The sequence below is a fragment of the Micromonospora matsumotoense genome, assembly GCF_900091525.1.
GTDB classification, from domain to species: domain Bacteria; phylum Actinomycetota; class Actinomycetes; order Mycobacteriales; family Micromonosporaceae; genus Micromonospora; species Micromonospora matsumotoensis.
This window is the reverse complement of record NZ_FMCU01000018.1, coordinates 64,848-78,962: the sequence shown is the minus strand read 5'-3', so window position 1 is coordinate 78,962 and position 14,115 is coordinate 64,848. Positions and strand designations below refer to the sequence as shown.

The 14,115-nt window shown below is 71.8% G+C and carries 15 protein-coding genes and 1 tRNA gene; 13 read left to right on the top strand and 3 right to left on the bottom strand.

Annotated elements, in window-relative coordinates; genetic code table 11:
* Positions 1–136 precede the first annotated feature (136 nt).
* The 6 genes from GA0070216_RS26865 to GA0070216_RS26840 all read left to right on the top strand — a co-directional run bounded on the left by GA0070216_RS26865 (position 137) and on the right by GA0070216_RS26840 (position 5,740).
* A complete protein-coding gene (locus tag GA0070216_RS26865) occupies positions 137–1,153 on the top strand; it encodes an ABC transporter substrate-binding protein (protein WP_091251867.1) in 1,017 nt (338 codons plus the stop codon).
* Positions 1,150–2,133, top strand: coding sequence for an ABC transporter ATP-binding protein (locus GA0070216_RS26860; protein WP_091251864.1), 984 nt, complete (start codon positions 1,150–1,152; stop codon positions 2,131–2,133). Before GA0070216_RS26865 ends, GA0070216_RS26860 begins: the two co-directional genes overlap by 4 nt.
* A complete protein-coding gene (locus GA0070216_RS26855; protein ID WP_091251862.1) occupies positions 2,126–2,986 on the top strand; it encodes an ABC transporter permease in 861 nt (286 codons plus the stop codon). The genes GA0070216_RS26860 and GA0070216_RS26855 overlap by 8 nt, the downstream gene beginning before the upstream one ends.
* An 11-nt stretch (positions 2,987–2,997) precedes the next feature.
* On the top strand, positions 2,998–4,335 hold the full coding sequence (locus tag GA0070216_RS26850; RefSeq protein WP_091251860.1) for an LLM class flavin-dependent oxidoreductase: 1,338 nt from the start codon (positions 2,998–3,000) through the stop codon (positions 4,333–4,335).
* A gap of 101 nt (positions 4,336–4,436) precedes the next feature.
* On the top strand, positions 4,437–4,988 hold the full coding sequence (locus tag GA0070216_RS26845; RefSeq protein ID WP_425413199.1) for a flavin reductase family protein: 552 nt from the start codon (positions 4,437–4,439) through the stop codon (positions 4,986–4,988).
* Positions 4,985–5,740, top strand: a complete 756-nt coding sequence (locus GA0070216_RS26840; protein ID WP_245722754.1) for a malonic semialdehyde reductase — start codon at positions 4,985–4,987, stop codon at positions 5,738–5,740. Before GA0070216_RS26845 ends, GA0070216_RS26840 begins: the two co-directional genes overlap by 4 nt.
* A 1-nt stretch (position 5,741) precedes the next feature.
* Here the strand turns inward: GA0070216_RS26840 and GA0070216_RS26835 are convergent, their stop codons facing one another.
* Together GA0070216_RS26835 and GA0070216_RS26830 are read right to left on the bottom strand one after the other, a co-directional pair.
* Positions 5,742–6,197 carry an RrF2 family transcriptional regulator gene (locus tag GA0070216_RS26835; protein WP_091251854.1) on the bottom strand — a complete coding sequence of 152 codons (456 nt, stop codon included), beginning with the start codon at positions 6,195–6,197 and terminating at the stop codon, positions 5,742–5,744.
* 7 nt (positions 6,198–6,204) lie between these two features.
* Positions 6,205–7,119, bottom strand: a complete 915-nt coding sequence (locus tag GA0070216_RS26830; RefSeq protein ID WP_091251852.1) for a helix-turn-helix transcriptional regulator — start codon at positions 7,117–7,119, stop codon at positions 6,205–6,207.
* A gap of 315 nt (positions 7,120–7,434) precedes the next feature.
* On the opposite strand from GA0070216_RS26830, the gene GA0070216_RS26825 reads away from it, so the two are divergent.
* Positions 7,435–8,211, top strand: a complete 777-nt coding sequence (locus GA0070216_RS26825; RefSeq protein WP_091251850.1) for a glucose 1-dehydrogenase — start codon at positions 7,435–7,437, stop codon at positions 8,209–8,211.
* 236 nt (positions 8,212–8,447) lie between these two features.
* On the opposite strand, the gene GA0070216_RS26820 is transcribed toward GA0070216_RS26825, so the two are convergent.
* Positions 8,448–8,879: an SsgA family sporulation/cell division regulator gene (locus GA0070216_RS26820; protein ID WP_053653619.1), complete on the bottom strand. Its 432-nt coding sequence runs from the start codon at positions 8,877–8,879 to the stop codon at positions 8,448–8,450.
* 293 nt (positions 8,880–9,172) lie between these two features.
* Between GA0070216_RS26820 and GA0070216_RS26815 the strand changes: the two genes are divergently transcribed.
* The 6 genes from GA0070216_RS26815 to GA0070216_RS26785 all read left to right on the top strand — a co-directional run bounded on the left by GA0070216_RS26815 (position 9,173) and on the right by GA0070216_RS26785 (position 14,023).
* Entirely contained in the window at positions 9,173–9,799 is a 627-nt protein-coding gene (locus tag GA0070216_RS26815) for a TIGR02611 family protein (RefSeq protein ID WP_245722753.1), read from the top strand.
* A 56-nt stretch (positions 9,800–9,855) separates the two neighbouring features.
* Positions 9,856–9,927: transfer RNA gene (locus tag GA0070216_RS26810), tRNA-Val, on the top strand.
* 949 nt (positions 9,928–10,876) lie between these two features.
* On the top strand, positions 10,877–11,146 hold the full coding sequence (locus GA0070216_RS26800) for a hypothetical protein (RefSeq protein WP_091251847.1): 270 nt from the start codon (positions 10,877–10,879) through the stop codon (positions 11,144–11,146).
* A 54-nt stretch (positions 11,147–11,200) separates the two neighbouring features.
* Entirely contained in the window at positions 11,201–11,395 is a 195-nt protein-coding gene (locus tag GA0070216_RS26795; RefSeq protein ID WP_091251845.1) for a helix-hairpin-helix domain-containing protein, read from the top strand.
* Positions 11,396–11,643: 248 nt separating this feature from the next.
* Positions 11,644–12,951 carry a hypothetical protein gene (locus GA0070216_RS26790; RefSeq protein ID WP_091251843.1) on the top strand — a complete coding sequence of 436 codons (1,308 nt, stop codon included), beginning with the start codon at positions 11,644–11,646 and terminating at the stop codon, positions 12,949–12,951.
* 283 nt (positions 12,952–13,234) lie between these two features.
* Entirely contained in the window at positions 13,235–14,023 is a 789-nt protein-coding gene (locus GA0070216_RS26785; RefSeq protein ID WP_218108284.1) for an SCO2525 family SAM-dependent methyltransferase, read from the top strand.
* Positions 14,024–14,115: the final 92 nt, after the last annotated feature.

Genomic DNA, 14,115 nt, shown 5'->3' with positions numbered 1-14,115 from the left:
CACCTCCTCCCTCGCACCGCCGTTCACCCGCACCGCCGTACCGACCGGCCCGGCCCACGACGGCCCGACGCCGGGTGCTGCGGCGCACCTCCGCGCGCCGCGCGGCCCCTTCCGTGCACCAGATCAGGAGACATCCATGTCCCCACTCCGTCGTACCCTGGCCGCCGCCGCGGCCCTGCTCACCCTCACCGCCGCCGCCTGCGGCACCGACGCCGAGGCGGCCGGACAGACCACGACCCTGCGCTACCAGGGCTCCGTCGGCCAGGTCACCCTCCCCGAACTCGCCGCCGACCTCGGCTACCTCGGCGACGTGAAGCTCGACTGGATCGGCAACGTCACCGGTGGTCCGGCCGACATCCAGGCCACCGCCACCGGGCAGAGCGACTTCGGCGGCGCGTTCAACGGCGCGATCGTCAAGCTCGCCGCCGCCGGGGCCCCGATCACCGCCGTGGTCAGCTACTACGGCTCCGACGCGCAGACCTTCCAGGGCTACTACGTGCGCCAGGACAGCCCGATCAGGGGCCCGCGTGACCTGATCGGACGCAAGGTCGGCATGAACACCCTCGGCGCGCATGCCGAGGCGGTGCTCAAGACCTGGCTGGTCCAGGGGGGACTGACCCCGGCCGAGATCGGCAGGGTCGAGCTGGTCGCGCTGCCCCCGGTCAACACCGAACAGTCGCTGCGCGCCCGACAGATCGACGTCGCGGTGCTCGGTGGCGTCATCCGCGACAAGGCCGTCGCCAACGGCGGGGTCCGTACCGTCTTCACCGACCACGAACTGCTCGGCGCGTTCAGCGCCGGCGCATACGTGTTCCGCGACGACTTCGTCAGGCGTAACCCGGAGACCGTCCGGGCCTTCGTCGGCGGGGTCGGGCAGGCCATCGAGTGGGCCCGGGCCCAGCCCCGGGAGACCGTGGTGGCCCGGCTGGAGCAGATCATCGCCAAGCGGGGCCGCAACGAGGACCCGTCCCTGGTGCGCTACTGGAAGAGCAGCGGTGTCGCCGGCAAGGGCGGCCTGATCACCGACCGGGAGTTCACCACCTGGATCGACTGGCTCGCCGACGCCGGTGAACTCAAGGGCGAACGGCCGAAGCCCGGGGACATCTACACCAACGACTACAACCCGTTCGCCTCCGGTGGGGGTGCCGCGTGAGCACCGACAAGGTCCTCTTCGACCGGGTCACCAAGACCTTCGACGTCCGCGCCGGGCGGCGTGCGCCCACCGGCGCGGTCACCGCCCTGGACCAGCTCACCCTCGGGGTACGCCCCGGCGAGTTCCTGGTCGTCGTCGGCCCCAGCGGCTGCGGCAAGTCCACCCTGCTCGACCTGCTCGGCGGCCTGTCCCGACCCACCTCCGGTCAGGTGCTCGTCGACGGCCGCCCGGTCACCGGCCCCGGCCTGGATCGGGGCATCGTCTTCCAGCAGTACGCCCTGCTGCCCTGGCGCACCGCCGCCGGCAACGTCGCCTTCGGACTGGAGGCCAAGGGGGTACCCCGCGCCGAACGCGACGACCTGGTCGCCCACCACCTGGAACTGGTCGGGCTGAGCGGGTTCGCCGCGCACTACCCGCACGAGCTGTCCGGGGGCATGAAACAGCGGGTGGCGATCGCCCGCAGCCTGGCGTACGACCCGGACATCCTGCTGATGGACGAGCCGTTCGCCGCGCTGGACGCACAGACCCGCGACTCGCTCCAGGACGAGCTGGTGCGGATCTGGCAGGCCACCGGCAAGACCATCGTGTTCATCACCCACGGCATCGACGAGGCCGTCCACCTCGGCCGACGGGTCGCCGTGATGACCTCCCGCCCGGGGCGGATCAAGCAGGTCATCGAGATCGAGCTGGGCGACCGGGGCGCGGTTGACGACGTGCGCTCCTCCGACGCCTTCCGGCACCACCGGCACGAGATCTGGACGTTGCTGCGCGACGAGGTCCGCGCCGCCCAGTCCACCGAACGTCGGGCCGACCGCCCCGACCGCCCCGCCCGCCGCCGGTGGCTCGGTCGATCCGCCGCCCCGACCGGGGCGCGCACCGCCGGCACCGGAGCTGACGGTGGTCGTACCCCCGAGGTGGCCGGGGGCGCGGACCGGGCCGCGCCGGCGGCCGTGCACACCGAGGAGGCCCGCGTTGGTTGACATCGCCGAACGTCCCGCCCGGCTGGCCGCGCCGCCCGCCGTGCCCCTCGCGGCGGCTGTCGCGCCGGGGCTGCCCGCCCGGCTCGCCGGCCTCGGCGGGCGGGTGCTGCACCGCACCGCCGCGCTGCTGGCGCTGGCCGCGATCTGGGAGACCGCACCCCGGGCCGGGCTGGTCGACCGGGTCTTCCTGCCGCCCCTGTCGGAGGTGCTCGTCGCCTGGTGGGCGCTGTTGACCAGCGGTCAACTCGCCGACCACGTCGGGGCCAGCCTCACCCGGTCGCTGACCGGGCTCGGCCTGGCGGTGCTCGCCGCCATCCCGCTCGGGCTGCTGATCGGCTGGTACCGGCCGCTGGCGGAACTGCTCAGCCCGCTGCTGGAGGTGTTCCGCAACACCGCCGCGTTGGCCCTGCTGCCGGTCTTCGTGCTGATCCTCGGGTTGGGGGAGACCTCCAAGATCGCCCTGGTGGTCTACGCCTGCTCCTGGCCGATCCTGCTGAACACCATCGCCGGGGTGAAGGGCGTCGACCCGCTGCTGGTGCGCTCGGCCCGGTCGATGGGCCTGAACCACCTGCGGCTGTTCCAGAAGGTGATCCTGCCGGCGGCGGTGCCGACCGTCTTCACCGGCATCCGGCTCGCCGGGGCCTACTCGATCCTGGTGCTCGTCGCCGCCGAGATGGTCGGCGCCAAGGCCGGGTTGGGCTACCTCATCAACTACGCCCAGTACAACTTCGCCATCCCCGACATGTACGCCGGAATCATCACCATCTCCGCCATCGGGCTGGTCGTCAACCAGCTCCTCGTCGTCGTCGAACGCCGCTTCTCCACCTGGCGCGTCGACGTCACCGCCGGATAGGACAGCTCCCCATGACTCGTACCCTGCACCTCAACGCCTTCCTGATGGGCGTCGGCCACCACGAGGCGGCCTGGCGGCATCCGCGTACCGACCCGCGTCGGGTCACCGACCTGCGGCACTTCCAGGAGTTGGCCCGTACCGCCGAGCGGGGCACCCTCGACTCGGTCTTCCTCGCCGACTCGCTGGCCGTCGGCCCGGCCGTCCGGCACAACATCCAGGCCGTCTTCGAGCCGCTGACCCTGCTCGCCGCGCTGGCCACCGTCACCGACCACGTCGGTCTGATCGCCACCGTGTCCACCAGCTACCACGAGCCGTTCCACACCGCCCGCGCGTTCGCCTCGCTGGACCACCTCAGCGGCGGCCGGGCCGGTTGGAACATCGTCACCTCCGCCCAGGCACGGGAGGCCTGGAACTTCCACCTAGACGACCACCCGGCGCACGCCGACCGGTACCGGCGGGCCGCCGAGTTCGTCGATGTGACGCTGAAGCTCTGGGACAGCTGGGAGGACGACGCACTGGTCGTCGACCCGGCCGCCGGGATCTTCGCCGACACCGACCGGGTGCACGAGATCGGCCACACCGGTGAACGGTTCCGGGTGCGCGGCCCGCTGAACACCCCGCGCCCGCCCCAGGGCCGGCCCCTGCTGGTGCAGGCCGGCTCCTCCCCGGACGGCGTCGACTTCGCCGGCCGGTACGCCGAGGCGGTCTTCACCGCCCAGCAGACCCTCGCCGACGGACAGCGTTTCTATGCCACCCTGAAGCAGGCCGCGGCGGCCGCCGGCCGTGACCCGGAGCTGGTGAAGGTGCTGCCGGGGATCGCCCCGGTGCTCGGCGGCACCGAGGCCGAGGCGCGGGCGCTCGCCGCCGAGTTGGAGGCGCTGATCGTCCCCGAGCACGCCCTCGCCCAGTTGTCCGGCATGACCGGCGTCGACCTCACCGGCCTGCCGTTGGACGGCCCGCTGCCGGAGCTGCCCGACGCGACCACCGTGCAGTCGCACCAGAGCCGCTACCAGCTCGTCGTCGACCTGGCCCGGCGGGAGCGGCTGACCATCCGGCAGTTGATCGGCCGGCTCGGCGGCGGACGCGGCCACCGGGTGGTGGCCGGCACCCCCGAACAGGTCGCCGACCAGATCGCACTGTGGTTCACCGAGGGCGCCGCCGACGGCTTCAACGTGATGCCGCCGCTGCTGCCCAGCGGCCTGGACGACTTCGTCGACCACGTGGTGCCGTTGCTGCGCGCCCGGGGCCTGTTCCGCCACGAGTACACCGGCCGGACGCTGCGCGAGCACTACGGACTGCCCCGGTCGGTCTCCCGCTATGCCGCCGACCGGGAGCTGGTGACCGCATGACCACCGTGGACCGCCCGGTCGACCCGCTCCGGTACGACTCCGACCTGCGGGAACACCCCGTCGACCGGTTGCCCGTCGACCCCGACCTGTTCGGTTCCGAGCTGACGGAACACTCCGGCGACCTGCTGCCCGTCGACGCCGACCTGTTCCGTGGCCTGCTGCGTCGGCAGGCCAGCACGGTCACCGTGGTCACCGCCGTCGCCCGCCGTCCCCACCCGGCCCGACCCGGCCGGGACGTCGCGCCGATCCGGGCCGGCTTCACCGCCACCTCGTTCACGTCGGTGTCGCTGGACCCGCCGCTGGTGTCGTTCTGCCTCGGCGTCGCCTCGTCGAGCTGGCCGGTGCTGGCCCGCGCCCGGCACGTCGCGGTGCACCTGCTCGCCGCCGACCAGACCGAGGTGGCCCGGATCTTCGCCAGCAGCGGCATCGACCGGTTCGCCGCGCACGGGGCCTGGACGACCGGGCCGTTCGGGGTGCCGCTGCTCGACGGGGTGCTGGCCCGGCTGCTGTGCCGGGTGGTGCAGCGGGTCCCGGCCGGCGACCACACCCTGGTCATCGCCGCACCGGTGGCGCTCGGTCCGGGCGTCGACGGCGATCCGCTGGTCCACCACCGGGGCGGCTACACCACCCCCGGGCCGCAGGTGCCGGCGTGACCGGCGGTCCCGCCGGCCGGGCGACGCGTGCCGCTGGCGTGACCGGCGGTCCCGCTCGCCGGGAGGTTCGTGCCGCTGGCGTGCAGGGCGGTCCCGCTGGTGGGGAGGCTCGTGCTGGTGGTGGGGAGGGCGGTGCCACGGCCGGCTCGGACGCCGTCGGGTCCCCGCTCGTCCTCGACCCGGCCGCCCAGGACCTGCTGTTCCGGGCGGCCCGCACGGCCAACACGTTCACCGCCGAACCGGTCGACGACGCGCAGGTCACCGCCATCCACGACCTGATCCGGTACGGCCCGACCGCGCTCAACGGTCAGCCGCTGCGGGTGTTGCTGCTGCGCTCGGCGGCGTCCCGGAACCGGCTGCTGCCGTACGTGTCGGGCGGCAACCGGGCCAAGACGGCCGACGCGCCCCTGGTGGCGGTGCTCACCGCCGACGTCGACTTCCACGAGCGGCTGCCGGAGTTGTTCCCGCACCGGCCGCAGGCGCGGGAGTGGCTGGCCGACCGGGCGGACCGGGTCGCGCAGGCCCGGTTCAACGCCACCCTCCAGATCGGCTACTTCCTGATCGGGGTACGCGCCGCCGGGCTGGCCGCCGGGCCGATGGCCGGTTTCGACACGGCCGGGGTGCAGCGGGAGTTCTTCCCCGAGGGGCGAGACGAGGCGCTGCTGCTGGTGAACATCGGCCGTCCCGGGCCGGACGCCTGGCAGGACCGGCTGCCCCGGCTCACCGCCGAGGAGGTGATCCGGACGGTGTGACTCAGCGCGGCTCCCACGCGTCGGGCAGGGTGGTCAGCCGCCGCACGTGCATCGGGAGCCGGCCGCTGACCACCTCGGCGAGGCTCACCTCGTCCAGCACCTGCCGGACGGCGGCGCGGACGGCCACCCAGAGCCGGGGAAGGTTCTCCGCCGAGCCCTCGTAGCGGGTCTCCTCGGGGCGCAGCCCGCGTACCCCGGCCAACGGACCCTCGACGGCGCGCAGGATCGCCCCGACGGTCACCTCGCGCGGTGACCGGGCCAGGGTGTAACCACCCTCCGCGCCGCGCTGCGCCCGGACCACGCCGGCCCGACGCAGGTCGGCCAGGACAGCTTCGAGGAACTTGCGCGGCATGTCCTGCTCGCTGGCGATCGCCTGGGTGGAGAGCAGGGAGGGGTAGGCGGTGGCCAGGCTCAGGGCCGCTCGGACCGCATAGTCGCCGCGCGCGGAGATCTGCACACTGCCATCATGCCTGCCCGGCGGGGATCGAGGGGTCGCCGGGTCGACCTGGCCGGACAATCCGTTGCACTGACCGGCCCCGGGCGGCCCGGAACGCACCCGGGCTCACCCCCACCTCCCGGGTGAAGAACCGGCCGAAGTTGGTCGGCTCGGGGAAGCCGAGCTGGCGACCGATCCGGGCCACCGGCTCGTCGGTGGCGGCGAGCAGCCGGCGGGCCTGGAGCGCGACCCGCTCGTCGACCACCTGCTTGGCGCTGCGCCCGGTCACCGCCAGACAGGCCCTGGTCAGGGTACGCACCGAGCAGCCCAACCGGGCCGCATAGTCCTCCACCCGGCGGGTGTCCGGGTAACCCGCCTCCACCTCCCGGCAGAAGCGGTGGAACGTGACCACCTCGGTCCGCTGCGGATCGGTGTCGTCGGGTGCCCGACCGGCGTCGCGGGCGCCGGGCAGCAGGGCCAGCCGGATGAGCAGCACGGCGAGCTGGTGCCGGAGCAGGGCGCGGGCGGCCGGGTCGTCCCGGTGCCGGCGGTGGTCCACCACGAGCTGGGATACCTCGTTGATGACGGCGTCCTCGTCCTCACCGGTCAGCTGGTAGTGCTGCGGCACCGCGTCGGGGTCGACGTCCAGACCGTGCAGCGCGTCGGCGTGCCAGCGGAGCACGCTCGCGTCGAGCCGCGCGGGGCAGCGCAGCACCTGGCCGGGCTCGGCCCGCAGCAGGGTGCCGGGTCGGCAGGGCAGCGCGCGGAAATCCAGCTCGACGGTGCCGTGCCCGCCGCTGACCAGGACGAGCAGATCGCTGTCGAGCAGGACCGGCCGGGATGGGCCGGTGCCGGGGGTGAGGTCGCCCAGCTCCAGGATGTCGATCTCGGGGCGGGGCAGGTCGGGACGGGTTGCCGGGGGGAGCTGACCGGAAGGGACCATCGTCTTCGACCGTAACCGGGGACGGCTCCGGTCGCATCCCGGCGACGGGACGCTGTCGCGCTCCCGGCTCGCGGCGCGTCCCCGGCGCACCCGTTGGTGAATGGGCCCGGGTGGTGCGGGCAGTGTCCCGGGGCGTGGCAGCGGCGGTCGCGGGCCGGGGTGGTGCGGGCAGTGTCCCGGGGCGTGGTAGCGGCGGCGGTGGTCGCGCGGCCGGGGTGGCGCGGGCCGGCGGGTCGAATGTCGTGGGGTTGTCCGGTCGGCGGGGCCGGGCTACGTTACCGATCGGTAAGGACCGCGACGTGCGATGAGGTGCTCATGACGGATCTGTTCTCGGTCGACGGCAAGACGGTCCTGGTCACCGGGGGCTCCCGGGGGATCGGGTTGATGATCGCCCGGGGCTTCGTCCGGGCCGGGGCCACCGTGATCATCTCGTCCCGCAAGGCCGACGTGTGCGCGGCGGTGGCCAAGGAGCTGTCCGCCGAGGGGCGCTGCGAGGCGATTCCCGCCGACCTGAGTGACGACGCGGGTGCCGAGGCCCTCGCCGCCGCCGTCCGTGAGCGGTACGACCGGCTCGACGTGCTGGTCAACAACGCGGGCGCGACCTGGGGTGCGCCGCTGGAGTCGTACCCGGGTGCGGCGTTCGACAAGCTGTGGGCGGTCAACGTGAAGGCGGTGTTCCGGCTCACCACCGCACTGCTGCCGGTGCTACGCGCCGCGGCCAGCGACGACGATCCGGCCCGCGTGATCAACATCGGCTCGATCGACGGCCTCCGGGTGCCGACGATGGAGGTGTACGCGTACTCCGCGACGAAGGCGGCGGTGCACATGCTGACCCGCAGCCTCGCCCACCAACTCGCCGCCGAGCGGATCACGGTCAACGCAATCGCCCCCGGCCCGTTCGAGAGCAAGATGATGGCCTTCGCCCTGGGCGACCCGACGTCCCGGGCGGCGATCGCGCAGCAGGTGCCGCTCGGCCGGATCGGCCGGCCGGAGGACATGGCCGGCGCGGCGATCTACCTGTCGTCGCGGGCCGGGGCCTACCTGACCGGCGCGGTGATCCCGGTCGACGGCGGCATCACCACGCACGGCTGACCGGCGTACCCGACTGTCGTTCTGCGTACCGACGGGTGGGGTGGCCGGGTCCCGCGTGGCCGACGGGGACGGCCGGGTCCCGCGTGCCCGGCGGTGGGGTGGCCGGTCCCGCGTGGCCGACGGGGGGACGGCCGGGCGGCGTACCGGCGGGTGGGCGGTCGGCATGGGTCGGACCCGGTGGTGACGGCCGGAACCGCGCGGACTCGGCAGATCCGCGCGGCTCCGGTGCAGGCTGGTCAGCGACCGGCGAGTAGCCGGGTCACCGCCGTGTCGACGTCCAGGTGCTCGGCCTCCCGGCCGCGCGGGACGACGACGTAGGTCCGGCGCAGGAAGCGCACCAGCACGCTGCGCGGGACCTCGAACAGGGCGTTGCCGTCGGGCGACGACAGGGCCAGTGCGACGAAGTCGCCGCGCGGGGTGGCCCAGGGCCAGACCCGCACGTCGCCGATGCCGGCCGGTTCGTCGAGGCCGGTGACCAGCAGTTCGCGGGCGAAGGACCAGCTCACCGCCTCGCCACCGGCCGATTCGGCGTGGAACAGGACATGGACCGCGTACGGGTCAGCAGGGTCGTAACGCAGGCTGGCACGCACCGGCAAGGCGGTGGCGTCAGGCGCGACGAGCCTTAGCGACGTCTCGACCTCTACGGTCGTCGGTCGGATGACACTCATGGACGTTCTCCCCCCGGCACCGCTGCGGAACGCGCGTGTCCCGCTTTTCCCATACTCAGGTGCTACTGCTGGCTACGCTCCGCCATACGCTGACTTCACCCAGTGGTGGGAAGGGGGTCCGAATCGCCGCGAGAATGTGAGAATTCTTGTAGGATTTCCGGTTCTGCCCAGTCGGGAGCCCGTCCGAAGACGGGTGGTTCAGTCGTCGACTTACTCCGGTAACGTCCAGTGGTCTGCGCAAGTGACGGGCCAGGACGACACTGGGGGGTGAAATGGCCACGAAGCGTTCCTCAATGGATGCGGTGAGTGCGGCCGAGTCACCGAAAGTAGGGGCCCGAGCAGCCAAAAGGCGGGGTGACAGGGTGCCGATCAAGCCATCGGACCGAGACGGTCGGACGACCTCCGACGCCGGCCGCGCCGCAGGCGCCGCCCGCGCCGCCCGGGGTCGGCCCCGGCCGGCCACCAACGGGCGCGCCCGAGGTGGTGCGGGCCGGTCGGGCCGTACCGTCCTGGCCGCCCGGCCCACCGGTTGGCGGTGGCGGCTGCGCACCACCCTCGACCTGATCCGGGCCAACCCCACCGGCCGGGTCGCCCTCAAGATCTTCATCGCCGTCGCCGGGGCGCTCGTGGTGACCGTCGGCATCGCCCTCATCCCGCTGCCCGGCCCCGGCTGGCTGATCGTCATCGCCGGGCTCGCCATCTGGGCCGTCGAGTTCCACTGGGCCCGCCGGCTGCTCGGCTTCACCCGCCGACACGTCCACGCCTGGACCCGGTGGGCCACCACCCGGTCCCTCGCGGTGCGGTTCCTGCTCGGCTCCGTCGGCCTGGTCTTCGTCGCCGTGGTGCTCTGGCTCTCGCTCAAGTACAGCCTCGGCATCGACCTGGTCGCCCAACTGCTGCGCTACCTTGCCACGAACTGACCGGCCCCCCGGGTTTTTGGCTCCGCCGCACGATCGGGTAGAGTCAACAGCGCTGAGGGCGATTAGCTCAGTGGGAGAGCGCTTCGTTCACACCGAAGAGGTCGCTGGTTCGATACCAGCATCGCCCACTCTCAGTTCCGCAGGTCAGAGGCCGCTTCCCGGGTTCGGGAGGTGGCCTTTCTGCTGTCGTACCGCAGCGAAGTACGGCAGCCCGGCCATGGGTGAGCGATTCGCCGAGGCGCTTGAGGGCGTCCCGGATCGCGGTGGACGAGACCTGGGTGCAGGTCTCCATCGTCACCGCGAAGCGGCCGTGCCGGAGGACCCGCATGGCGACCCGTCGATGCGGGTCGAGGTCGGCCAGGAGGGTGGCGCAGGTCCGCCGAGCATCGTGGATGGTGACCGGCCTGACGGTGGCTCTCTGGCACCCCGTCTGCCAGGAGCGTGGGAAGTTGCGTGGCTCGACGGGGGCGCCGTAGCGGGTGGTGAACACGAGGTCGCTGTGGTGCCACGCCTTACCGGCGGCTGCGCGGACTCGTCGCGTGGGTGCTTGCGCAGTCTGAGGGCGGCCACGCAACTGTCGGGCAGGGGCAGGGTGGCGTCGGACGTCGGGGTCTTGGTGTCGCGGCGCAGGAGTTGCCCGCGTACGCGTTGCAGTTGCTGGCCGTTGGTCAGCTCTCCACCGTCGAGGTCGAGGTCCGCACAGTTCAGACCGAGGCCTCACCATGCCCCAGACGGACGCCGGTGGACCCGTTCCAGCAGCTTGGCACCTCGCCCCCAGCCGTCGAGCGCTTGATTGCCCCTTCGGGACGTAGAGGTCGAGCTGTAGGGTCAGCGCCTACCTTCGGGCCGAGTGGCCCATGTCGCAGCGACGGCGCACAGCATGAGGCAGACGAATAGGCAACTCAGCGCGCCACACAGGAACACGGCCCCAGCTTCGATGCCTTCCACGGGCTTCAGCCTAGGCGTTCAGCCAGCCGTGCCCGCCGCGTGCCCGATGCACCTGGTGCCTGGTGGCTCTGCCAGCGGTGAGGGCGGCATCGGCGAGGCGGTGGGCGCTGTTGGTCTTGCGTGCCGCGCGTGAGCCGTCGATCCAGGTTCTCCGCGCCGACGGAGGCGCACCCGGACGCGGTCGCCGCCGTGTCCCGCGTCCACGATCGGTTCCTCGCCATCGTCGCCGACGTCGTCGGCGACCGGCGGCGGGCCGGACCGGCCGGCGCGTTGCTGGTGACGAGCCTGCAGGGCATCTCCGTGATGGAGAACAGCGGACACCTCACCGCCGAGAAGTGGCAGGTGACCGGCGACGAGCTGCTCAGGATGCTGATCGACCAGATCGCCCGCGGCGGATGAGGCCCGGGGTACGCGGGACCGCGCCGCTGCCCGGGTGTGCTTACGATCAGTGCTGTGAGCGCCGCCCTCGACACCCTGCCGAAGATCGGTGCGCCCGCCTCTCGGGCCCTGCGTGACGCCGGCTATCCGACGCTGCGTGACCTCGTGGGAGTGCCGCGCGCCGAGTTGGCCAAGCTGCACGGCCTGGGACCGAAGGCGCTCGGGATCATCCAGAACGCACTGGAACGGCACGACCTGAGTCTCGGGTAGGGAGTCGTAACCTGCGACCGACGCCGCCGGGTGAAACCGCCGACCGTGTTCCCGCTGTTCCCGGTCAATGCGCTGTTCACCGGATCGTTCACGAGGCCACGAACGGAATGAGCCGCCCGGCCACCGGTTCCACCTACTGCACCGCATCCACCCACCCCGAGATCATTGGGACGAGCGGCCCATGGTGAGGACGGCGACGTCGCCGGTAGCGTGAGGCGAATTCGTGCCAGGGCCGCGAGGAGCAGACGTTGGAAAACGAGATCCAGCTGATCAGTGACGGCGATGGCCTGGCGGTCATCGGGCATCCGACGGCTGTCGATCGTTTCCTCACGACAGAGCGGCTGCCGTCGAAAGACCTCGGGCTCAAACGGCTCAGCCCCACCCTGCGTACCGGAGCGGCGATCGCCAAGGGCGGCTCCGAGATCGTGGAACACTCCGGTCGCTGGGTCCAGTTGACTGCGGGATCGGCGCAGGCGATGAAGAAATACAACCTGATGAAGGGTTCGGGGGACGGCGTGAGCCGCGCCGTGCTGACCGACCATGGCAAGATCACCGGCCTGTTGGAGATAGTGCACAAGAACCCGGGCACACTGCTGACCAATCCGGCGATCCTGACCGGTGCCGCCGGACTGATGACGCAACTCGCGATGCAACAGGCCATGGACGAGATCACCGAGTACCTCGCCGTGATCGACGCCAAGGTCGACGCAGTGCTCCGCGCCCAGACCGATGCGGTGGTGGCGGACATGATCGGGGTGGAACTCGTCATCGACGAGGCGCTGACTATCCGCGAGCAGGTGGGCAGGGTTTCCGAGGTCACCTGGTCGAAGGTGCAGGCCACGCCGGTGCCGTTGGCCCGGACCCAGGCGTACGCGCTGCGGCAGCTCGATGCCATCGCCGAGAAGCTGGAGACCCAGACCAAGGTTGGTGACCTGGCCAGGACGTCCAGGGAAGCCGAGATCAAGGTTCAGGAGTGGCTCGCTGTGCTGGCCCGCTGCTTCCAACTCCAGGACGCGGTCGCCGTGCTCGAACTCGACCGGGTGCTGGATGCGTCTCCGCAGGATCTGGAGGAACACCGGGTCGCCATCAGGGTCGCCCGACGCAATCGCCTCGATCTCATTTCCCGCAGCACCGAGCGCCTACTGGCCCGGATGGACGCGGCTGCCGGTACGGCTAACGCGAAGGTGTTGCTCAACCCGACCACCTCTCGCTCCGTCGTGCATTCGACCAACCACGTCGGGACCGCCGTCGTCGAATTCCACGGACGGCTCGGCATCGACCGTGATCATCGGTCATGGAGTCCGAGACGCTGGCGGGACGCGGCTGTGGAGGTGCGTGACAAGGTCCTCGAATCGGGGACCGGAGTGCGTGACAAGGTCCTCGACACCGGCGCGGAGGTCAAGGACAAGGTGCTGGAGACCGGGGCGGGGGGTATCGGTGCTGCCAGCCGCTTCGGTGCCGGCGCTCTCGGCCGGGCCAGATCGATGATGGGCAAGGTCGCGGATGAAGCCGGCGGACGGGCGCAGCGACAGGTCGGCGGCGGAGAGGAATCCTGACGGGACTGCCCCACTCGTGGAGATCGGGTGGTGGGGGACGCGGTCGCCGGCCGGTGGTACGAACAACCGATGTCCGAGGATGTGCAGGATTCTCGACACCGCACATCGGCGACGCGTCCGCTCGTGACACATCGAGCGGTCATCGTCGGGGTGGTCGTTGCCGTCGGTGGTGAGGGAGTGCCACTTGCGGGTCGGCAGCACTTCCGATACACAATGGGCGGTGCACCGAGCGCGCCCGCGAGCCCACCGAAGGTGACCCGCCGACATCGATGGAGGCGCAGCCATGGCGTTGACCCCGGCGGCTGGTGGTGGCGAGTCGTCGACGTCGCCCATGCCATTTCAGACACCGGGTCCGGTCAATGCCGAGGTCCAGTGGGACGGGTTCGACCCGCAGACATATGTCCGACACAACTATGCGGACCTGCGGGCCGATGATCGGGAGTTTCTCCGCCGGACCAGGGACTTCTTCGCCGGGGCGAAACTCTCCGAGGCGCGCTGCGTCGACGTGGGGTCGGGAGCGAATCTCTATCCGACGCTGTCGCTCCTGCCGTTCGCCCACACCGTCGATCTGTGTGAATGGTCGGCAGCGAATGTGTGTTGGCTGCGTCAGCAGGTCGACTCCTACGACCCGATGTGGGATCCGTACTGGCAGGTGTGTGCTGAGCATCCGGCGTACGCTGCCCTGACCGATCCGCGGCGGCGTCTGGCGCGGGTGGCCCGAGTGTCGCAGACCAGCGTCTTCGACCTGCCGAGGCACGCCTGGGACGCCGGCACGATGTTCTTCGTGGCGTGCTCCATATCGGCCGACCGGGCGGAGTCCGCCCATGCCATCGCCCGGTTCCTCCGGGCGCTGCGGCCCGGCTCGCCCTTTGCCGTGGCAGTCATGCTCGGCTCCGCCGGGTACCGTGTCGGCGAACATTCGTTCCCGGCCGTGGCTCTCGCGCGCGCCGAGGTGGTCGCCGGTATCGCCGCCGGTGCCTACGACGTGGAGGTCCACGAAGAACGGCCCCGACCGCCGTTGCGCGACGGGTACGCGAGTATGTTGCTGACCACGGGCCGTACCCGCGGATAGCGGAAACGCCCGAGCCTGGACGGCGCCGTCGGCGGCCCGTTGTGCAAGCCGGCCCGAGCCTGATGGTCGGCTTGCCGACACCTCGCAGACAA